24 protein-coding genes are annotated in these 19,423 nt (G+C 39.2%); 13 read left to right on the top strand and 11 right to left on the bottom strand.

Annotated features, from left to right (window positions below; genetic code table 11):
• Window positions 1–22: 22 nt before the first annotated feature.
• The 5 genes from EHQ47_RS18275 to EHQ47_RS18255 all read right to left on the bottom strand — a co-directional run bounded on the left by EHQ47_RS18275 (window position 23) and on the right by EHQ47_RS18255 (window position 2,866).
• Window positions 23–403, bottom strand: coding sequence for a hypothetical protein (locus EHQ47_RS18275; RefSeq protein WP_135747283.1), 381 nt, complete (start codon window positions 401–403; stop codon window positions 23–25).
• Window positions 404–410: 7 nt separating this feature from the next.
• Window positions 411–770, bottom strand: coding sequence for a hypothetical protein (locus tag EHQ47_RS18270; protein WP_135777766.1), 360 nt, complete (start codon window positions 768–770; stop codon window positions 411–413).
• Window positions 754–1,242: an RNA polymerase sigma factor gene (locus EHQ47_RS18265; protein WP_279638209.1), complete on the bottom strand. Its 489-nt coding sequence runs from the start codon at window positions 1,240–1,242 to the stop codon at window positions 754–756. The genes EHQ47_RS18270 and EHQ47_RS18265 overlap by 17 nt, the downstream gene beginning before the upstream one ends.
• A gap of 80 nt (window positions 1,243–1,322) precedes the next feature.
• Window positions 1,323–1,697: a hypothetical protein gene (locus EHQ47_RS18260; protein WP_135695312.1), complete on the bottom strand. Its 375-nt coding sequence runs from the start codon at window positions 1,695–1,697 to the stop codon at window positions 1,323–1,325.
• A complete protein-coding gene (locus tag EHQ47_RS18255) occupies window positions 1,694–2,866 on the bottom strand; it encodes a PDC sensor domain-containing protein (protein WP_135777765.1) in 1,173 nt (390 codons plus the stop codon). Before EHQ47_RS18255 ends, EHQ47_RS18260 begins: the two co-directional genes overlap by 4 nt.
• Window positions 2,867–2,878: 12 nt before the next feature.
• Here EHQ47_RS18255 and EHQ47_RS18250 point away from each other — a divergent pair, with 12 nt between their 5' ends.
• The gene (locus EHQ47_RS18250) at window positions 2,879–3,610 is read left to right on the top strand and encodes a hypothetical protein (RefSeq protein ID WP_135777764.1); all 732 of its coding nucleotides are present in this window, start codon (window positions 2,879–2,881) and stop codon (window positions 3,608–3,610) included.
• Window positions 3,607–4,272 (top strand): leucyl/phenylalanyl-tRNA--protein transferase, encoded by a 666-nt coding sequence (aat, locus tag EHQ47_RS18245; protein WP_135747288.1) that lies wholly within the window; start codon window positions 3,607–3,609, stop codon window positions 4,270–4,272. The genes EHQ47_RS18250 and aat overlap by 4 nt, the downstream gene beginning before the upstream one ends.
• Here aat and EHQ47_RS18240 read toward each other — a convergent pair.
• The gene (locus EHQ47_RS18240) at window positions 4,250–4,840 is read right to left on the bottom strand and encodes a hypothetical protein (protein WP_135747289.1); all 591 of its coding nucleotides are present in this window, start codon (window positions 4,838–4,840) and stop codon (window positions 4,250–4,252) included. The genes aat and EHQ47_RS18240 overlap by 23 nt on opposite strands.
• Window position 4,841: 1 nt before the next feature.
• Entirely contained in the window at window positions 4,842–5,177 is a 336-nt protein-coding gene (locus tag EHQ47_RS18235) for an Mpo1-like protein (protein ID WP_135695301.1), read from the bottom strand.
• Between the two features lie 214 nt (window positions 5,178–5,391).
• Between EHQ47_RS18235 and EHQ47_RS18230 the strand changes: the two genes are divergently transcribed.
• Window positions 5,392–5,679, top strand: a complete 288-nt coding sequence (locus EHQ47_RS18230; RefSeq protein WP_004784148.1) for an LIC10235 family protein — start codon at window positions 5,392–5,394, stop codon at window positions 5,677–5,679.
• Window positions 5,680–5,684: 5 nt separating this feature from the next.
• Here EHQ47_RS18230 and EHQ47_RS18225 read toward each other — a convergent pair whose 3' ends face one another.
• On the bottom strand, window positions 5,685–5,861 hold the full coding sequence (locus EHQ47_RS18225; protein ID WP_135695299.1) for a DUF1289 domain-containing protein: 177 nt from the start codon (window positions 5,859–5,861) through the stop codon (window positions 5,685–5,687).
• 86 nt (window positions 5,862–5,947) lie between these two features.
• Here EHQ47_RS18225 and flgN point away from each other — a divergent pair, with 86 nt between their 5' ends.
• From flgN to EHQ47_RS18190, 7 genes are read left to right on the top strand one after another with little or no spacing between them, the layout of a single operon-like run.
• A complete protein-coding gene (flgN, locus tag EHQ47_RS18220) occupies window positions 5,948–6,460 on the top strand; it encodes a flagellar export chaperone FlgN (protein WP_135747290.1) in 513 nt (170 codons plus the stop codon).
• A gap of 9 nt (window positions 6,461–6,469) precedes the next feature.
• On the top strand, window positions 6,470–8,383 hold the full coding sequence (gene flgK / locus EHQ47_RS18215) for a flagellar hook-associated protein FlgK (RefSeq protein WP_135747291.1): 1,914 nt from the start codon (window positions 6,470–6,472) through the stop codon (window positions 8,381–8,383).
• A 5-nt stretch (window positions 8,384–8,388) separates the two neighbouring features.
• Complete coding sequence (locus EHQ47_RS18210; RefSeq protein WP_231292547.1) at window positions 8,389–9,654, top strand: flagellar hook-associated protein 3; 1,266 nt, start codon at window positions 8,389–8,391, stop codon at window positions 9,652–9,654.
• 52 nt (window positions 9,655–9,706) lie between these two features.
• Window positions 9,707–10,168, top strand: a complete 462-nt coding sequence (fliW, locus tag EHQ47_RS18205) for a flagellar assembly protein FliW (protein WP_208727465.1) — start codon at window positions 9,707–9,709, stop codon at window positions 10,166–10,168.
• Between the two features lie 3 nt (window positions 10,169–10,171).
• On the top strand, window positions 10,172–10,411 hold the full coding sequence (gene csrA, locus EHQ47_RS18200) for a carbon storage regulator CsrA (RefSeq protein WP_012390131.1): 240 nt from the start codon (window positions 10,172–10,174) through the stop codon (window positions 10,409–10,411).
• A 60-nt stretch (window positions 10,412–10,471) separates the two neighbouring features.
• Window positions 10,472–11,146 carry a lysophospholipid acyltransferase family protein gene (locus tag EHQ47_RS18195; protein WP_135747293.1) on the top strand — a complete coding sequence of 225 codons (675 nt, stop codon included), beginning with the start codon at window positions 10,472–10,474 and terminating at the stop codon, window positions 11,144–11,146.
• Window positions 11,143–11,547, top strand: a complete 405-nt coding sequence (locus EHQ47_RS18190) for an OsmC family protein (protein WP_135747294.1) — start codon at window positions 11,143–11,145, stop codon at window positions 11,545–11,547. The genes EHQ47_RS18195 and EHQ47_RS18190 overlap by 4 nt, the downstream gene beginning before the upstream one ends.
• A gap of 10 nt (window positions 11,548–11,557) precedes the next feature.
• On the opposite strand, the gene EHQ47_RS18185 is transcribed toward EHQ47_RS18190, so the two are convergent.
• Genes EHQ47_RS18185 through EHQ47_RS18175 form a run of 3 tightly spaced genes read right to left on the bottom strand, consistent with a single transcriptional unit; the run spans window position 11,558 to window position 15,548 of the window.
• The gene (locus EHQ47_RS18185) at window positions 11,558–12,385 is read right to left on the bottom strand and encodes a metallophosphoesterase (protein WP_135747295.1); all 828 of its coding nucleotides are present in this window, start codon (window positions 12,383–12,385) and stop codon (window positions 11,558–11,560) included.
• A gap of 20 nt (window positions 12,386–12,405) precedes the next feature.
• Window positions 12,406–14,640: an alpha-glucosidase gene (locus tag EHQ47_RS18180; RefSeq protein ID WP_135747296.1), complete on the bottom strand. Its 2,235-nt coding sequence runs from the start codon at window positions 14,638–14,640 to the stop codon at window positions 12,406–12,408.
• Window positions 14,641–14,699: 59 nt separating this feature from the next.
• Complete coding sequence (locus EHQ47_RS18175; protein ID WP_135747297.1) at window positions 14,700–15,548, bottom strand: sulfurtransferase; 849 nt, start codon at window positions 15,546–15,548, stop codon at window positions 14,700–14,702.
• Between the two features lie 184 nt (window positions 15,549–15,732).
• Here EHQ47_RS18175 and EHQ47_RS18170 point away from each other — a divergent pair, with 184 nt between their 5' ends.
• Genes EHQ47_RS18170 through EHQ47_RS18160 form a run of 3 tightly spaced genes read left to right on the top strand, consistent with a single transcriptional unit; the run spans window position 15,733 to window position 19,391 of the window.
• Complete coding sequence (locus EHQ47_RS18170; RefSeq protein ID WP_244290405.1) at window positions 15,733–16,590, top strand: LIC11113 family protein; 858 nt, start codon at window positions 15,733–15,735, stop codon at window positions 16,588–16,590.
• Window positions 16,583–18,040 (top strand): S1C family serine protease, encoded by a 1,458-nt coding sequence (locus EHQ47_RS18165; RefSeq protein ID WP_135747298.1) that lies wholly within the window; start codon window positions 16,583–16,585, stop codon window positions 18,038–18,040. The genes EHQ47_RS18170 and EHQ47_RS18165 overlap by 8 nt, the downstream gene beginning before the upstream one ends.
• Window positions 18,027–19,391, top strand: a complete 1,365-nt coding sequence (locus EHQ47_RS18160; protein WP_135777762.1) for a PDZ domain-containing protein — start codon at window positions 18,027–18,029, stop codon at window positions 19,389–19,391. The genes EHQ47_RS18165 and EHQ47_RS18160 overlap by 14 nt, the downstream gene beginning before the upstream one ends.
• Window positions 19,392–19,423 lie beyond the last annotated feature (32 nt).

Below are 19,423 nucleotides of genomic sequence, written 5' to 3'. Positions count from 1 at the left end.
ATTACAAAGAAACGATATCTATCTATTTGCCGAGCATTTGGTTGATGTCTCGGATGGCCTGGCGTTGCCTGAGTAGCAAAAACCCCAGGAAACCAAAAAACAAAAAGAAGGCGAGCCCGTAGACCCAAAGCAGGGACCGAAGACGGGCTTGTTCTTTTTCGATGGCTTGGATTTCTTCCAAGTGGGAGATGAGGAAATAAAAATGGTCAGCCTTAGGATAGGACTTTTTGATTTCTGTTCTGAGCTCAGATACAAGAACTTTGGAATCTTCTTTTGAAAGGGATTCGATGAGAGGAAGTGCCTTATCTAATTCCATTTTTAAAAATTCTTCGGCAGAAGGCAAAGCCTCGGCAGAAAGGGACATGGCAAAACAGAGAAATGGGAGAACAAATAGACCTTTCACGAATATTCTAGACCTCTTCAAATCCAAGTTTCTCTTTCCATTCATTCAGAAAAGGAATTCTTGTGTTGAGGAGTAAAAAGCCAAGTACCAGAGAGTAAAAACAGAAAAACAAACTGGAACTAATCAAAATGGGCAAAAGTAATCCCGTGTTTTCTTCGAAAAGCACTGATAAAAACATCGTTCCCATCGGAATCATAAATAACAAAATCGAAAGTCCGACAGATGAAAATAAAAACTTGAGAGGTAAAATTTGCCCTAACACTCGCAAGCGGATCACAGGAGGCGCTTCCGAATGTTTTAACATGGGATCAGGGTGGCGAAATACGTTGACCGTGTTCTTGGATGGGGCGTTAGACTTCGATTTCATGTGACCACCATTTCCTTAAAAGGTCCTTTCCTCGGGAGATATGGCTTTTGATTGTACCAAGTTTTATATTTAAGTCGGATGCAATTTCTTTGAGAGGTTTGTTTTCAAAGTAATGTAAGAGAATCGGCATTTGGTATGATTTTGGTAATTTGGAAATCAGCGATCGAAGATTATGACTTGTTTCTTCTTTATCTAAAATTTCAACAACAGATGTTCCCTTTTCATCAGCAACAAAAGAGATGTCCTCTTGCCAGTCAACAAGAGGTAGTTTTTTCTTTTTGTAAACTTTTGTTAGGCGGAACCTGGCGATTTGAAACAACCAAGTGGAAAATTGTGATTCACCTCGGAACTTACTGAGTGACTCATAGGTTTGTAAAAAAACTTCTTGGGTAAAATCTTCGGCTTCTTCGTTGGTGAGGAAGGCTTTTTTGGCTTGGGAAAATACCATTCCTTGGTAGCGCTTCATCAGCACTTCGAATTGAGACACATCTCCTCTTAGGACCGATTGGACAGAATTCCAATCTTCCTCATTGCAGATTCTTTGTACAGGCTCTACCGATACATTTTGTAGAAGGTCAAGAGACCGAGTCCAATTGCGAATGGGATTAACCCTCCTAACATCGCCATAGAACTTCCTAAGACGAGTATAAATACAAACGATAAGGCAAAACCAGTGAATGTCAACAAAAGACCTAGGAAAAAGGAATACAATCTGATGTCAAAACTCCAGGGTTTGTATTGCCCAGATTGAATGAGTGCCATCTTTTGTTTGTGCCACCACTGAAACAAAAAAAACAAAAGTGTGGTACCGAAGATGATCCCTACATTGGGTACTAAATACAAAACCAAACGGTAAGGATCGGATCCACCGGTTTTTTGAATTTCTGTTAATAAACTGACAATCGTTTCATATTGTTCTGGAGTCACGAAACAGCCTCTCCAATTAAATTCGATGCGTAAGTACTGAGTAAAGACATCCCTTCTGGTTTGTCACATTGGAAAATTTGTAATCCAATATTTGTTGTATTAGACTCTCCCTTTTTTAGACTCCTAAGGCTTCCAAAAAAAGTATAAGGTGAAGAATTGATGACCATCTGAAACGAAACAGGAGAACCTAATATTCGATTTTCGAGGTTGGTTTCTGTAGGTAAGGTTAAACCGATTCCGCGGCCGTCTTGGCTAATATCTCTAACGGGTGTTGTGCGAATGATGGTTTCCCAATCTTTGGCATAGGCAAATTCCAATTGAAAAACAAATTCTTCCGCTTTTTGGTCTAAAAAACTTAGTAAAGGACCAATACCTTCAGGGCCTTCCAGATTTGATTGGAGTGCTGAATTTCCCAAATCTGGTAGATTGCTTAAGATTTCAAAATACCCAAGTAATACTTTTCCATTAGAAAAAAACGGAAAAATCAAAGTGGATTTTATATTGTTTAATAGAAGTGAATCTAAATAGGAACGTATATAAATTTCGCTTAGTTTTTTAGGGCTAAAAAAACCTCTTTCCGTATAAAAGATTCGTTTATTTGCATCACGTACGTAATATGGTGCTTTGGAGTTCGCAAGTGCTTCCATCAGTTGGGTATCAGCAGCATAATAAAAACCAATTTGAATTTTTTTAATAAAGTAACCATTGTTTGTCAGGATTTGTTCCAAATGGATTTGCCATTGATTCAATGTTTGGTTGATGATTGAAGTTTTCCCATAAATGGAAATCACAGTTCCCAAATCAGCAGTTTGTGCCATCTTCAATTCATAGGCTGAAATGTCTTCGATGGTCGCTCGTTTGGCAGATCGTTCCAGAGGTTCGATGAGGATTTCGTAAACTTGGAGCAAATCATCTTGGTAGGGATTGACTGGTTTGACCCGGAGTTCGACTCGATTTTCTTTGAGAACACAAACGAGTGACTTTGGTTTCACTAGGATTGGTTCTGTGGTTGAAATGGTTATATGAACCGATTTTAGGATATCATTGACGGCCATTGGATTTTGGAGAGTGAACTTTTGTTTGGTATCCTTATCTTGGAGAACAGTCGTTGTGAGTTTGGAAATGATCCCCAAAACTGTCCTTTGGTCAGTCAGTCTGTATTTTTTCATGGTCTAAGCAGTATGATACGTAAAATCCTATTTTTTGCCATAGTTTTTCCATCTTTTTTGCCTTTATGGGCGGAAAAACCAAAATACCAATACTTCGGGAAAGCATACGATTTGGGTACTGGGAAGTATATATATTCAGACAATCATAAAGAATATTATAATAATGGAAAGCATATCTATTCAGACATCCAATACAAAGATGCAGAAGGAAAAGTTTTTGGCACCAAACATATCGAATTCGATAAAAATTCAGAAGTACCAACTTTTAAAACAGAAGACTTTCGCGATGGTTATACGGAAGGTGCTGACGTAAAAGGAAAGTCCGTTCGTTTATTTTCCAAACGAAAAAAAGAAGATCCACTTTCCGAAAGAACCTATACGCCCAAGTCTCCTGCCGTGATGGATGGCGGTTTTGATTATTTTGTAAGAAACAATTGGGAACCACTATCAAAAGGGGAAAGGATGTCCTTTCATTTCCTAGCACCGATCCAGTTGGATGATTATAAATTCGCCGTTGAAAAAATTCGAGATGGAGAGTGGAAGGGAAGACCTGCATTGTATCTACGATTGGAAATTGATAATTTTATTTTGAAACAGGTTGTGAAACCCTTTCTTTTGGTTTATGATGTCAGGACCAGGCGGATTTTACAATTTGAAGGACTTTCCAATATCAATGATGAAAATGGGAAAAGTTTAAAAGTAAAAATCGTTTATGATTATCCCAAGGAAGTATTGGAACCTTGACACAAAGGAGTTTTGAACAATTCTTTAAAAACCCCAGGACTTGGAAGGAAGATTTAGTCGCTGTGGGCGGGGATTTTTCCGTTGAGCGTTTGTTATATGCATATAAACATGGAATTTTCCCATGGTCAGAAGATCCGGTTCGTTGGTATTGCCTTGATCCTCGTGCTATTTTTGATTTAAAAAGAGTTCATTTTTCCAAAACTGTTCAGAGAAAAGTAAAACAAAAAAAGTTTCGTATCAGTTATAACGAAGCCTTTTCGATTGTGATGCAAGGTTGTTCTTACAGAGAAAAAGATAATACTTGGATTACTCCAGGCTTTATCGAAGGTTATGCGGAACTACATAGGTTGGGTTGGGCACATTCGGTAGAAGTATGGAATGTTGAGAATGTTTTGGTGGGTGGAGTCTATGGGGTTGCAATCGGTAAGTTTTTTGCCGGGGAAAGTATGTTTTCGTTTGAGTCCGACGCTGGAAAGGTCGGCCTCTTTCATTTGTTCGAAAAATTAAATCAGTCCCAATTTGAACTTTTTGACACCCAACAACTCAATCATGTGACTTGGCAATTGGGTGCCTATGAAATTCCCAAACTATCTTATTTAGATCGTTTGGAGCGAGCGTTAGGTGACGCTCATCCTTGGATCATTCCAACTTCACACGACTAAATTCATCCAATTCCACGTTCCATAATTTTTGAATCTCTCCTGTCACAGTTTCCCATTCTTTTTCACCTAACTTTGGTGCACGATAGGGATCAAAATTGGGGTGATTTTCCCAAAAAAGATCTAAATCCGCTTTGGAAGTGGTGGTTCTAAAAATTTCCGCTTCTTGGATTTCGGCATCAGGATTGTTTTCTCCCTGGATGAAAAAAGGTTTGGAAAGACTTAACGAAAGTCTATGGAACTGGTGGAGGGCCAATGCATAACCAATGCGAAGGAGAACCAAACTATGGTATTCTGTGTTTGTCTTTCTGTATTCCGAAGCATCATTGAAAGTGAGTGCTGAATTACTTCCATAGACGATTTGTACTTCGTGTTTTTGGTCTTTGTCTGTTTCTGTTTCGAATCGTTTGAATTCTTGTCCTAAAATTTTTGGCAAAACTAAATTTGAAAAAACAGAAAGACTTTCGTGGTTCCCATCCCGAAGAGAAGTGATCTCTTGTTTGGAAATATCTTTCGGGTGGCAACCAATAAACAAAACAACAGTTACAAGCAAGTTGAGAACAAGTTTCATCTTAGCCTTTATTTGACTTAATTTTGGCAAATTCAACATCAATGCGACCCGTTAGCATTTTGAAATACATGATCCAATCAGAGATAAAAGAATAAAATGGATAGGTAAAGGTCGCCGGTCGGTTTTTTTCGACAAAAAAATGTCCGATCCATGCAAAGAAATACCCACTAACAAGAGCGTATGCTAAGATATAGAACTTACCTGTAGATAAAAAACCAAGGATACATCCTAATGCTAGACTTGATCCAACAAAATGAAGAGCTCGATTGAAGGGATGGCTATGTTCCTCTAAGTAAAAGGGGAAAAAATCTTTGAGTGTTTTGTATTTCTTTTCCATACATGACTCCTTGCACTTGATCATAATCAATAATTGATCTTTGCCAAGACAAAAATGATTCTAATCTTAGAGTTTATCCCTAGTTTTTTCGGCTATATTCGATAATTCGGATATGATTTTAAAATTGTGTTGCACGTTAGTGGGTACTGCCTAATGTGCATTAACATTTAGAATCTAACAGAGAGTTAATTTTACAAAGAAAGCAGGAGAATGTATGAAACCAAAATCGATTAAACCGGATGAGCTGAGTAAGATTTTTGCCGAATTGAAAAAAGGTGATGAATCTGCCATCGGTAGTTATTTGGTAAAAGGGGTTCGCCTTCAAATCAGTAAATACAATCTTTCCGGTGCCGAACGAGTTCAATTGTTATACAAAAGAAGAAGAGCCCAAGGGATGTGTATTGTATGCGGAAAAAAAGTCACTAAGAAGAATCCATCTACAGATCAACTCTATAGATTGTGTGAAGAACACCGCAATAAGATTGATAAAGGTTCTAAATAACCAATTCATTTGAGAGAGCCTCCCGCCTTTCTTTGCGGGAGCTCACTCCAAACTTTTTCTCTTTCTTCCTCGGTCATCCTAGACCAATTCCCAATTTCTTCAATGGTTCGAAAGCAGCCTGCACAGAGCCCTGAATCTGGGTCCATCATACAGACTTTGGTACAAGGCGATTTTAGTGACATAGGCCTGAAAATAGTAAATTTTTATAAATTTTCCTAAGCTAGTTTGGGAATCCGTCGATCCTTCCCATAAGGGAAAAGGAATTCGCATGTTGGATTGGGTAGAATCACTTAGAAGTTTATTTACTAATGAAATAGACTGTTACAAGCGCCTTCTGGAATTGGAAGGCAAAAAAAGAGCGTCCATCCATTCTGCGGACGGAAAAACTCTCGAGTCCCTTGTCAAAGATAGTTATCATATTATGGTAGAAGCCTCTGAATTGGAACGAATTCGGATGAAGACCATCGAAGATGTGTATGAAAAGGAAAAATTCACAAAAGACGAATCTTCCATCACACTCACAAATTTTTTAAATCAAATGGATCGTGAATCCAATTTTAAACTCAAAACCTTTGCATTAGAATTAAAGAAAGTTGTGGCCGATCTGAAAGATGCGATCATCACCAATGATAAACTCTTAAGAACCAGAAAAGAATTTTTACAAACAACTGTTGATTCTTTGCAAGAGTTATCCAGAGAAAAAGTTTATACCTCACACAAACAACCGACAAGGCGTGGGCAGGGCCAAAAGGGCGCGATCATTTTGAACGCGACTGCCTAGGAGAATCGTATGGGATCAACATTCCAAGGAATTGAAATAGGAAAACGAGGACTTTCGGTCCACCAACAAGCGATCCAAACCACAGGTCATAACATATCCAATGCGGATAACAAACATTATGCTCGCCAACGAGTGGTAATGAATAGTATGGATCCTCTTTATGAACCCGCTTTCAACCGAGCAGAGGTTCCGGGACAAATTGGACAAGGGGTAAAAGTTTCCGAAATCGAAAGAGTTCGCGATAATTTCATTGATGATCGTATCATTGATTCTTCTTCTCTCAAAGAATATTGGGGGAAAAAGAATGATTATTTATACCAAGTAGAAACTGTTTTTAATGAACCAACAGGAACGACACTTCGTTCCATGATGGATCAGTTTTGGTCTTCTTGGGAAGATCTTTCGAACTATCCAGAAGAAACAGCCCATAGAGCCGTGGTCCAAGAAAAAGCGGAAGCCCTTGGTTCAAGAATGGAAGATGTGTATCGCAAACTTTCCCTCTTACGTGACCAATCCAATCGTGAGATCGAATCCAAAGTCAATCATTTGAATACAGTGGCAGAGAATATCAAATCTCTGAACGAAAAAATCACAAAATCACAAGCATTAGGTGATAATCCCAATGACCTTTTGGACAGAAGGGATGAACTTTTGCAAGAACTAGCGGGGATGGCAGACATTACCATTGGTCGCAGTGATGAAGATGAACTCATGGTTTTTATTGGCCAACAGATCCTTGTCCAAGGACAAAAGGTTCATAAAATCGATTTGGTGGGAAATCCAAATAACGATGGCCTTTTGGATTTAAAATGGTCTGAGACTGGTGATACGGTTTTACTTCGTAAGGGAAGCATCCAAGCTCTATACGAAATCAGGGATCGAATCCTTGTCGAAAAAATCAATGCCGTGGATGCCCTTGCCATCAATGCGATGGATGTGATCAACGAAATCCATAAAGATGGATTTGGTTTGAATGGAAAAACCAATCTTAACTTTTTTGAAAGCCGTGCTCTTGCGACCAATACCTTTGGTGAAATTGATACCGATGGCGATGGATTAAACGATAAAACGGCAGTGTTTCGTGTGACTGGTCGCACTTCTCTTGATGCGGATCGTCCGATTGGAATTTCCGGAACTATGCGTTTTTTGAAAGCAAGTCCTGGTGGGGAAACTGAGATTTTAGTTCCTTACTCCAAAGATGATACTTTGAATGCAGTCATCAAACGAATCAATCGTTCGGAAACAGGTGTTGTGGCTTACATGTCGCATGACAACCAGTTGGCGCTAAAAGCAACCACGAACCCACTCGATAAAAAAGAAAACTTTATGATCCGCCACTTGGAAGACTCCGGGGAACTTCTTGTGGGTCTTACAGGAATCCTAACAGCGACAGGTGTTGCTGGATCTTTTGATTACAGAAAAGTGGGTGAGATCAATAAATTCCAAGCGAATGCGCAGGACATCACTCTGACTCCAATGTATCATCCTTCTTCTTTCTTTAAAATGTCAGAAGATGTCAGAAACAACCCGGCAAACATTGCGGCAGCTCGCGGTAAGGACGTAAATGGATCGGGTGATTACAATTCACCTAACGGTCAAAAAGACGGATCCAATGCCCTTCTCATTGCTGCGGCCCTCCGTGAAAAACCAGTGATGTTTGATTATTCCAAAACAACGGATGATTTTTATAACTCACTCATCTCAAGACTTGGAACGGAAGCAAGAGAAGCAAAACAAGAGTATACCACTCAAAATGAACTGATGGTGGAACTAGAAAACATGCGTCAGTCGGTGATGGGTGTAAACTTGGATGAGGAGATGGCCAATATGGTGCAGTTCCAACAATCTTATAATGCTTCCGCAAGAATGATTTCAACACTCAATGAGATGTTGGATCTCGTCATCAATAGGTTAGGTGTATAATCATGATCAGAATTACTAACATGATGCAAAACAATTCCTTGGTGCGGAACTTAAATCGCCACCAAGTGGCTATGGACGAAACCCAAACCCAACTGGGGACTGGATTAAAAATCCGTAAACCTTCGGATGATCCGGGTGCGGCCACAAACCAAATGTATTTTCGATCCCGCCTCAATGAACTTTCCCAATACGAAGAAAATATTGGGGATGGATACCAAAGGTTACAACAGATCGATGGTGTCCTAGATAAAATGGGAGAAATTTTCCAAAGGGCTCGTGTTCTTACGGTTCAGGCCGGAAACGGAATTTACCAAGGGGACAAGGGTTTTGAATTGGAAGTGGCGATTGGTAAAGAAATCGACCAACACTTACGTGCGATTGTGGATCTTGCCAATGCTCGTGATGCGACCGGACAACCTTTGTTTGGTGGTCATGTGATCGAAAGACCTCCCTTTGAACCAATTGAATCGAAAATTAAAGGTCTGCAAGGCCTCGAACTCAAAAACCAATACGTGGGTGTAGAGTATCGCGGTGATATCGGAGAACAACTCCGTGAAATCGAAAAAGGCGAATACATTCCGATTACCATTCCTGGTAACAAAGTATTTTGGGGAACGAACGTCAGTGTCACTTCCAAAGTAGATAACTCTGCTTACCAAGCCACATCCGACCAAAAGTTTAAAATTGATGGAGTGGAAATTCATATCTCTGTGGGTGATACCATTGATGATGTGATTGATAAAATCAATAACTCTCCACTCGAAGTCAAAGCAAGTAAACTGGCCCAAGATAATATTTCCATTTCTTCTACAGCACCTCACCAAATTTGGTTAGAGGATGTGGATGGAGGAACAGTACTCCGTGATATTGGACTCATTGAACCGAGTGCGAGCGAACCACCGAATAACTTCTCTAAGTCGGCAACTGTTACTGGGCTTTCGGTATTTGATGTTCTCATCCAACTTCGAAATGACTTGATCCAAAAAGACCAAGAACGAATTGGTGGTAGGGATTTAGGTGATTTAGATTTGGCTTTGGAAAACATCCTTCGCCACCGGTCGACCATTGGTGCTCGTATGAATCGTTTGGAACAACATGAAGAACGAGTCTCTTATGACAAAATGTATATGACAGAACTTCTTGCTAAAAATGAAGGAATCGATTTTCCAGAGACAATCATGAATATGAAGTGGTTGGAAACAATTCATAGTTATGCGTTAAATGTTGGTTCTAAAATTATCAAACCAACTCTTATGGATTTCCTTCGGTAACGGAAACTAAATGACGGTCATATTAGAAAGAAAAGAAAGTACAGGAACTAGAATGTCGGTAACGATTCACACAAAACCTTTCGGAACCATCCAAGTGGACGCAAAACAAATCCTAAAATTCCCACAAGGTTTACTTGGATTTGATGAATTTGATGAGTATGCTCTCATTGAAGAAAGTCCTGAAAGTCCTTTTAAATGGTTACAATCCACGAAAGAATCGGGACTTGCATTTATTGTCATCCAACCAGAACTGTTTATGAATGATTATAAACCTGCTATTTCAGATGAAGAACTTCATGATATTGGACTTGTTTCTTGGAAAGAAGGTCTTATTTTTCTAATTGTTACCATTCCTCATGACAACCCAAAAGGAATGACGGCAAACTTACAAGGCCCGATCATTCTAAATGGGAAAGAAGGAAAGGGCAAACAATGTATTTCTCGAGATGAAAATCATCCCATTCGAAAAAACATCATTGAATCTATGGAAGAGATGTCTTCCGAAAAGGTATAACTCGTGTTAGTTCTTGCAAGGAGGAGCAACCAGTCCATTATGATCGGTGATGATATCGAGATTGTGATTGTCGATATCAAAGGTGACCAAGTTAAGATTGGTGTCAAAGCTCCTAAAAATGTTTCTGTCCATCGTGCAGAAGTGTATAAAGAAATTCAGGAAGAAAACAAAAAAGCTGCCGGAACCAATATCAAACCAGAAGATTTGGGCAAACTCGGCGATTTGTTCAAAAAGAAAACTTAACTTGATCTTTCCTTCGATTTACGTTTCTCTGGAGCCAAACTCCAGGGAGACATTTTAGATTTGAAACGTAGATTTTTAGTCTGGTTGTTGCCGCTCATTGTAGTCTGGTTCCAACGTTTGATTGGCTTTACTTCCAGGTTTCGTTTTTTGACAAACGAACAATACGAAGAATTATTCAAAAACAAAAAACCTTTTATCTATTCGATTTGGCATACGAACGTTTTGTACTCTCCATATCTGCACAGAGGAAAAAATGTTGCCGTTTTGATTTCTGAATCGAAAGACGGAGATTATATCAACCAAGTCGTTCACAGGTTTGGAAACACAAGTGTTCGGGGTAGTAGTTCGAAAGGTGGGTCGAAGGCATTAAAGGCTGTGATCCAACATCTGAAAAAAGGTCTACCTGCTGCCTTTACACCGGATGGCCCACGTGGTCCCGCTTTGATTGTCCAACCAGGAATCATTGCTGCAGCGCAGGTAACTCAAGTTCCTATCGTTCCGTTTCATTATGAATGCAGTAGACAATGGATTTTGGAAAGAGCTTGGGACAAACATAGAGTTCCGAAACCCTTCACTACCTTTGTTGTTTCTTATGGGGAACCCATTTCAGTTCCTCGCGAATTGAATGAAGAAGAGTTTGAACAGATGCGTCTAAAAGTGGAAGAGGCTATGTTAAACAACCGCAATCGTGCGATTTTGGAAGCTGAGCGTATTTTTAAAGGAGAATCCAAATGACAGCAGTGTTCGAAGACAAGGTGGTGGTATCCACTGCCAAAACAAAGTATGAAACAAAAATCTCAGCTGGAAAACATAATTGGATAGCCGATGAACCAAAAGATAAAGAAGGAACGGATCTAGGGCCAATGCCTACGGAATTACTAGCTTCCTCTTTGGGTGCCTGCACCTCCATTACGATCAGAATGTATGCGGATCGAAAAGAATATCCTTTGGATGCTGTGGAAGTTCATGTAACAATCGATAAACGATCGGCAGAAGATCATAAATTTACAAGAGTTGTAGTTCTTTCTGGAAATCTAAGCACAGAACAACGAGAAAGATTACTTTCCGTTGCCAATGCTTGCCCAGTTCATAAAATTCTTTCTGGAAAAATTGAAATAGAAACCACTCTGGGTTAGTGAATGGTCGCTATACCCAAAGTGGGATCACGGTGGCAGAACCACCATCCCACTCAATTTTGGTATGGAAATGTTTTCCTTCTCGTATCCTTGGGACCTTGGCACCATTCACATAGAAGGTTCCACCTGTGTATTCGTGAGTCTCTCGTTCTCTTTTTTTGCTGATTGAATGGTGCATATGACCGGAGAGAACCAATGGTACTTTTTTCCCAATGGATTTGGCATAATCAATGGCTTCTGTAAGATCCGAATCCCCCCAGTCCCCACCTTCTTTTTTAAACTCAGCCCCATAGATGGAATTTTTGGACTCACCTAACCCAAAAGGCCCGTTATGCGAAAGAAAGAATAAATTTTTTTCTTTGGTCCCATCGATCAGACGTTTGTACTTTTGAATCGAAGTTTCCATATTGGAAACCATATAGGCTTTTGTTAGATAGGGTTGAAAACTAAGACCTCCACCCATCGCATGAGGACGACCCACGATAAGACTTAAATCCAATTCCTTCGACAATACTAAGGAACTATAACCAAGTAAGGAAATGGGTTTTACGAGTTCCGAAAGATTGCGCATCCTACGGTTTTGGCCAATTTGACCTGAATGGATGAGGACTTTCGAATGGATTACTTCCCCAATGATAGCAGTTAAACTCATTCCATCCCAATTTCCGGGAATCATATATGCACGTTTGGTAAGACCTTGGAATGAAAGTTTTCCGAGTTTTGGGTTTCCACGTAGATCTCCCGTAAAGAACAAACAATCGTAATCCGAAGCATTGAAGTATTCGATATCTTTCTGGTTCCAATATCCGTGGATGTCACCGATCAGTGCAAATTTCATTTGGGTATCTCTTTTGTTACTTAATCTTTATTGCGAATGGAATTTATGGAAGAACGAATGAGGCCTTCTGATTTTCCACCTACTCGAATGAAAGCGGGAGGTTTTCCGATCGGAGCTGGGACTTGAACCTTTCTATAACCATCATAAGTGGTTCCTGTCCAAAGGTGTAACCATCTGCCGCGAGGAAGGTAAACTTCCTGAACAATTTCTCCACTTTCCACAACTGGAGCCACAAGAAGATCATCTCCTAAAAAAAACTGGTATTTGTATTTTAACAAATTTTTATCTTCCGGTTCTACCAAATAATTGTGACGGACAACAGGGATTCCCGTGATGGATGCTTCTTCCACCAAACTTTGGATATATGGCTTAAGAGCAAAATGGATTCTTGCAATTTTTGCAAAAAGAGTTACTGTATCTTCATCACCGAGGGATTTGGTTCCATCTGGTTTGGTATAGGTATATACCTGCCAGTTTTTGAGAGGTTTATTTCCTTCGTGGGTTCTAAAAACCGGTGTAAAGGCAGAAGCTTCAGCCCATCGTAAAAGAAGTTCTTTGGACCTATGGTAGTTTCGGAGTGGATTGGAAATTGTGGTGTATCCACCAATATCGCTATGATTTAATGCATAACCGCTGATCCCGGAACTTGTGAGCCCAACAATCGAAGAGGGAAGGCCGTCATTGGTTCCGAAACTCACCATCTGGTCTCCTTCCCAAAAGAGAGTGGAGTGGGCGTTGGAATAACTGTATCCGGCACGTGTGAAGAAAACAATCTTTCCTTCCATCCCTGCTTCTCTTATGGCTTCCCGATTGATCCTTGCCCAATCTACCGGATAACGGTTGTGATAAATTTTGGCGTCGATTCCAGAATATAATTTTGCATCATAAGGCAACCACTCTCCAAAATCAGCCATCCAACCAGAAAGACCCATTCCAATCATATTTTTTTTGATTAGGTCTTTGGTCCAACGAACAGCGGCTGGGTTGGTTAGGTCAATGAGGTAAGCGGGAAAACCAACCGTTTGGATGAGATAGTCTTCTCCTTTGGTATTTTTTACCAAATAACCTTTTGTTTTCGCTTCTGTTAAGAGTGGGTTTGTAAAATCATCTCCCGGTTTTTTAGGATCTGTATCAGCCAGGAAGGAATTAATGTAACCTAACACCTGTACGTTTTGGTCATTCATTGATTTCACAAATTTTTTAAAGTCAGGATACAAAGTATCATCGGCATACCAACGCCATTTGAGTTGGTCTCCGAAATTAGTCACACGACGCCCACACCAATCTTGGATCCAAAGGGCTGTGACAGGATTTCCGGCATCCTTTGCTTGTTTGACGATGGCAGAAACTTTTTCAGATCCTCCTTGGACACCAAGCCAAGTGCCGTAAGCCCAATCGGGAAGTTTTGGGAATCTACCTGTTTTTTTGGTATAAGCTTCGATCAGGGCTTTGCTAGATGTTCCGATCCAAATGGTTCCGGACAGTGATTTTTCAGATTGGAAATCCCAAAACTCCACTTTAGTTTTTTTTGAATCGCTGAAGTCAAAATTCGCATAACCGCTGTTTTCAAAAAATAAGGAGCGGTTCTCCGAAGTGATGTAGTGAGGGATGGGTGCGTAAGTTGTGTATGCGTTTCCGCCGGCACCGGCCATAAGATTGGCACCAGTTGTGATTGGTTGGTCACCACGACCCACACCTTGTTCTTCTGTAAATAAAAAGGGAGTTTTTCCTTTGAGTTCATCATAGGTAAACTGTTCCCCTAACCCAAAGATTTTTTCTTCAGGTTGAGAAACATAATGTAGGTGGATTCTATTTAAGGACGGATCAGAAAGAGTGATTTTAAATTCTACCTCCGTATCTGATTTGGTTTGGAAAATGAGCTGGTAATCGGTGGAACAATCTTTTCCAGTTAACTTCCCTTTGATGGTAATTTTCCCCGGTTCTTTTTTGATATCGTCTACTGATTGTTTGTTGCAAGATTTTTGTAAACTTTCTTTGAATTGGAACGAAGCCATTCGGTATTTGGAGATGGTATCCTTAGTGAAGGACAAAAGAAATGGTTCTTCGAGGGATAGTTTAATAAAGTCTTTTGAAAGAGATTGGTTTCTTAAGGTGAATTCATTTGTCGATTGAATCCATTGTACTTTTTGTGTGAGAGAATAAGATTCTTCTGGAATCGGAAGATTCGAAACGATGCGGGAAGCACATTCCAAAAAGAACAGTGATAGAGATAGGGAAATAAAACGAAATACCATCGACCCCTCCAGGAGCAGAGATTAGTGGATCGATGGATTGAGGATTCGTAAATTCTTTTTTAAACTTTCTTGCGATCTAATCCGCCCACACGTGGTGCTGCGGCCGCTCCTTGTTTGACACCGAATACTGCGACCGCTTGTTTGGGTAGGCTTGATTTTCTCCATTCAAACCAAGAACCTTGGTAGGTAGTGACATCAATGTAACCTGCTTCACGGAGCATAAGCGCAAGTAAACAAGAGCGAGCACCATTGTAATCATAAATCACAGTGGGTCGTTCTGGCATAAAAGGAAATCCATTGAGGCGTTTTTTGAAAAGAGAACGTTCGATGAGATTTGCATCCCCATCATATAAATTTCTCCAATCCCATAAAAAAGCGCCTGGCAAACGACCACAAAGAGTTCCTTCTTCTGGAGCCGTAAGTCGTGGCAATCGTCCTTCGTATTCCTCCATGGTCCTTGCATCAAAGATTTGGAGTTTGGTAAGATTACGTTCCATAAAGGCTTTGTCTACGACACCTTCGATGGGTTTTACTTTGTCTGCAATGGGAGGTTCAATTTTGAACTCACCTTTGGATTTTTTTCCTGTGACAGGCCATTTTTGGCCAAGAACATAAGCGTCTTTGATTCCCATCCCACGGAGTAAATACACCATCCGAGTGGAAAACATTCCCATTCCTTCATCGAAAACAATGATTCGTGTTTTTTTTGATTTTTGAAATTCTTGTACGACTGCGACCATCGGTCCGTACAATTTCTTTTGGGATTCTGGATCAGATCCGAATGCTTTTTTGATAAATGGATAGTAGTAGGCACCTTCCAAAGTTTCCTCTTCATACGCTGATTGTGAACGACAATCGATGAGGAAGTCACCAGGTTCTATTTCGGTTTTTAGAAAGTTCCAGTTCAAAAAAGTATTCTCCTATTTCTTACATTACTTTTCCACCCCTCGAATTTTTGAAAGTCTGAAAACCAAAAAAAAAGTTCATCTCTGGTTTGAGACATAATGAGAAAAGAAATCAATGGGATGCCAGTTGATTCTAGCGGGGGAACCAGCCGATAATTTGTACAATCGGTATTTCATGATTAGGCAGATGCACATATACTTTGGATTGATTTTGTTTCTTTTGGCAACAGGAGTTGTTTTTGCGGACCGCACAAAGATTTACCCATCGTTGCATTCGCTAAAGATGGAAGTGGAATCATGGAAGGAAAAAAAACCATCCGCTCAAATCAAAAAACAGATTCGTTTGCATCAAAGTTTTTTGATGGAGGATGAAACTTGCCATATAGAACCTGCCTCTCGCATTTCATCTGTCACGTACTTTCGATTTAGTTGTCAAACTGATTCGGAACCTCTTCTCATCCAATTCCGTTCCAATCAAAAAAGGAAAATGGAAGTTGGGAAATTTCAATTGAGAGCCATCCATCATATCGGGAAAAAACAGTATTTAGAAATTGAAACCGGTCTTGTCGTAGGTGAAACAAAAACTCAAGCCCGATTGAATACGGATGATACCGATTTGGATTATCCTTCAAAAAAACAAATTCCTGTTGTCACAGAAAACAAACCAACCACGGGCTCATACAAACCCATTCAAAATCCGAATTTATTTTATTTTAAATCCATATCCCAAAATCCAAAAAGAAGAAAGGAAGTTCCTTCCAATATTGAAGTGTTTTTTGATTCTTCTTGTCCATTGGAGTTTATTGAAAAGGACCAAAGTTTTTATTGGGACCAAACCGTTTCCTTTGTCTTTCGTATCACATGCATTCGTGATTCAGCTTATAGTTTGATCCGTGTGCCATCAACAGCATCCGGTGATTTGGTTTCCTCAAATACGATTTGGAAAGATCCAAAACCTGGTGATCACGTTTTAGGAACTGCTGTCTTAAAAAAGATCACAGAAACTCAAACCTTTTGGGAGAAAATCGTTTTGTATTATGAATAGATTATTAAAATTCAGTTTTATCTTTTTTCTTATGAGTCATTCGCTTTGGGCTCAAGTAGATCCCGAACCTGCAGTGGATTCTATATTCCGTTCAGTGGTTCTCATTCGTAATGAGGGGTTTAATACAGAAAACAAAACACAACCATGGATGAAAAAGAATTTGTACACTGGATTTGGATCGGGCCTTGTTTTGCCAAATCAAACCATTTTGACAAATGCACATGTGGTTCGTGATGCGAAACGAATTCTTGTCAAAAGTAGTTTTACTAAAAAAGAATATTTAGCGGATGTTAAATATATCGGTTATGATTGTGATTTGGCTTTATTACAAGTAAATGATCCAGATTTTTCAGAACAAACCACAACACTTTCTTTTTTAGAAGGGATCCCAAATTTAGGATCGGATGTATTACTTTTAGGTTTTCCAAATGGAAATGATAGTTTATCAGTCGAAAAAGGATCTATCCTTCGTTTTGAAAAAAATCGATACACCTACTCCGGGTTAGACTATCGAAATGTTTTAAAAATCAATGCGAATATCCAACCAGGAAATTCTGGGGGCCCTGCCGTTCAAAATGGGAAAGTGGTTGGTCTTGTATTTCAAATTAGTACTTTAGAACAAGGGATTGCTTATCTGATATCAAATGATATCATACGTCACTTTTTAGAAGATATAAATGACGGAAAGTATGATGGGTTTCCTAACATTGGATTCACTTTTCAAAATGGAAATCCAAAAAGTTTAAAACAAGCAATGAAGGTTCCAGCCAATCAATCAGGTATTTTTGTGAACCGAATTTATCCTTCTTCTACGTTTTCAAAAGTCTTAAAAGAAAAGGATTTTGTTTTTGCAGTGGATAATCTACCTCTTTCGAATGATGGAGAAATTACTGAGTCCAATAAAAAGGAATTTATCATCGATTGGATCGAAAACAAACAGTTAAATTCCAAAGTGGCGGTTAGTTATTACAGAGCAGGAAAACGTTATGATGCGGAAGTGAATCTGCAAAAAAACTATGCCTTGGATTTGTATCGTGATTCTACAGAAGATTATTTTTTACAGGCAGGATTTGTTTTCCAGCCGATCACAAGGTCCTTTTTCCATTCAGAAGATGGAGACTTGGATAGTTCTCTAAAATACCACTATAGTTATTTCATTCAAGATCTGTTGTACAGGTATACAACTCGGGATATTGTGCTGAGTTATACATTCAATGATCCTGAAACTTCAAAGTATAAAAAGTATAAATATAAAGTTGTTGAGTCGATTAACGGAAAAGTACCTAAAGATTTAAATGAATTTAAAACTATTTGGAAAGAAGGCAAAAAAGGATTTATAGTCCTTAGGTTTCGAGGTATGGATTTGCCCATTGTTCTTAGGCCGGAGTCTATTTACCAAATGAACCAACGTGTGAAAAAAAGATATGGTGCAAATTATGAAGAATTTTAAATATATTTTTGTAATTGTTTCGGTTTTTGCCACCTTACTTCCAGTTGGCGCCGAAGAGTTTGCAGACAAACGTGTGATCGAATCCAAGATTACATTCCAAAAAACGAGCCACCAAAATCCTTGGCTTGTAGGTGAACCTTATTCCAGAAAGTTGAATTTGCTTTATATTGGAAAAGGACTTTTTTTTGGAGTCACTCTACCCAAACAAAATCCAGTATTTGCTGAATTTGAATCTTTTGATTATTCTGTTCCCAAACTAGGGATCAAATCTTATGATGAAGAAACAGGATTTATTCTTTTGGAAACAAAAGAGATTCCCAAACTCCCTAAATCAGTAGTTTTGGATTCCAAATCAGCAACTAAACATTGCCCAACGGGTAAGTCTCGTTATGTATTCCTTCCGTTTTCAAAAACACCAATCAAGGTATTACTCCTCGAGAAAAAAACTTCAGAAGAATCTGACTTTTTCTTCAAAAATCAAGTGTTATGCGGAGTAACCATCGGGGAATATTTGATTCCAACAGAATATGTAGAAACATTTTACAGGACAGAAGGAAAACCCTTTCCCCATCCAGGTTTGGTCTTTGATGTCAATTTGACTCCGTCGGAACGTGAGTATTATTCTAAAAATAATACAAATCCTCTTTTAGTAACGGAAGTGATCCCCGGTGTTGGACCTGCTTACAATCTGTTTCCTGGTGATTTGATCACAGAAGTCAATTCAATTCCTCTTTCTAAAATTGATGATTGGGATCGTACGGACAAAGTTTATGATTTGATATTGCGTAAACCAAGTGGAGCATTGCGAGAGTTAGGCGAAAGTGTGCAGCTAAAACTTCATAGAAATTTTCAGAATCAGAACGTAAGTTATGATTTGCGGGCATACGACTCAAATGATTTTTTAATTCCAGAAGAAGCCAAAAAACGAAAACCCCTATATTTGATTGTAGGTGGATTTTTCTTTACGGAACTTACAAATGCATATTTGAAGGAATTTGGTTCTGAATACCGAGTTAAGTCGGAAAAAAAACTAGTTTATCTTTCTGACTACTACCAAAAAAAAGTGCACCCTGTTCGTGAAAAGATCGTGATCTTAAGTCGTGTTTTTCCCCTAGAAGGGAACCTAGGATACCAAGAATTTCAGGATTTGGTACTAGAGAAGGTAAACGGAACACGGGTCACTTCCCTTAGCCAATTAAAAACCCTTCTTCAGTCGGAAGAGACCACCTACTATGCGTTTGAGCTATCCGGTGGAAAGATCGCTTTTTTTACACGTAGGGAAATTTTGGATCTCCAACAAGAGTTACAACTGACTTATAAATTGGGCCGTGCCTACAACTTAGAAGACTAAAACTTAAAAATAGATTTACAATTGTTATAGAT

The sequence above is a fragment of the Leptospira bourretii genome (assembly GCF_004770145.1).
In the GTDB taxonomy this organism is placed as follows: domain Bacteria; phylum Spirochaetota; class Leptospiria; order Leptospirales; family Leptospiraceae; genus Leptospira_A; species Leptospira_A bourretii.
The sequence above is the reverse complement of the archived record's forward strand: the minus strand, read 5'-3'. Positions and strand labels throughout refer to the sequence as shown.

Bases quoted from the DNA above. Each gene is read 5' to 3' on its own strand.
- EHQ47_RS18270 (WP_135777766.1), bottom strand. From the start codon at position 770: ATGAAATCGAAGTCTAACGCCCCATCCAAGAACACGGTCAACGTATTT.
- EHQ47_RS18255 (WP_135777765.1), bottom strand. From the start codon at position 2,866: ATGAAAAAATACAGACTGACTGACCAAAGGACAGTTTTGGGGATCATT.
- EHQ47_RS18250 (WP_135777764.1), top strand. From the start codon at position 2,879: ATGATACGTAAAATCCTATTTTTTGCCATAGTTTTTCCATCTTTTTTG.
- EHQ47_RS18240 (WP_135747289.1), bottom strand. From the start codon at position 4,840: ATGAAACTTGTTCTCAACTTGCTTGTAACTGTTGTTTTGTTTATTGGT.
- EHQ47_RS18235 (WP_135695301.1), bottom strand. From the start codon at position 5,177: ATGGAAAAGAAATACAAAACACTCAAAGATTTTTTCCCCTTTTACTTA.
- EHQ47_RS18230 (WP_004784148.1), top strand. From the start codon at position 5,392: ATGAAACCAAAATCGATTAAACCGGATGAGCTGAGTAAGATTTTTGCC.
- EHQ47_RS18225 (WP_135695299.1), bottom strand. From the start codon at position 5,861: ATGTCACTAAAATCGCCTTGTACCAAAGTCTGTATGATGGACCCAGAT.
- flgN (WP_135747290.1), top strand. From the start codon at position 5,948: ATGTTGGATTGGGTAGAATCACTTAGAAGTTTATTTACTAATGAAATA.
- flgK (WP_135747291.1), top strand. From the start codon at position 6,470: ATGGGATCAACATTCCAAGGAATTGAAATAGGAAAACGAGGACTTTCG.
- fliW (WP_208727465.1), top strand. From the start codon at position 9,707: ATGTCGGTAACGATTCACACAAAACCTTTCGGAACCATCCAAGTGGAC.
- EHQ47_RS18190 (WP_135747294.1), top strand. From the start codon at position 11,143: ATGACAGCAGTGTTCGAAGACAAGGTGGTGGTATCCACTGCCAAAACA.
- EHQ47_RS18185 (WP_135747295.1), bottom strand. From the start codon at position 12,385: ATGAAATTTGCACTGATCGGTGACATCCACGGATATTGGAACCAGAAA.
- EHQ47_RS18180 (WP_135747296.1), bottom strand. From the start codon at position 14,640: ATGGTATTTCGTTTTATTTCCCTATCTCTATCACTGTTCTTTTTGGAA.
- EHQ47_RS18170 (WP_244290405.1), top strand. From the start codon at position 15,733: ATGCACATATACTTTGGATTGATTTTGTTTCTTTTGGCAACAGGAGTT.
- EHQ47_RS18165 (WP_135747298.1), top strand. From the start codon at position 16,583: ATGAATAGATTATTAAAATTCAGTTTTATCTTTTTTCTTATGAGTCAT.
- EHQ47_RS18160 (WP_135777762.1), top strand. From the start codon at position 18,027: ATGAAGAATTTTAAATATATTTTTGTAATTGTTTCGGTTTTTGCCACC.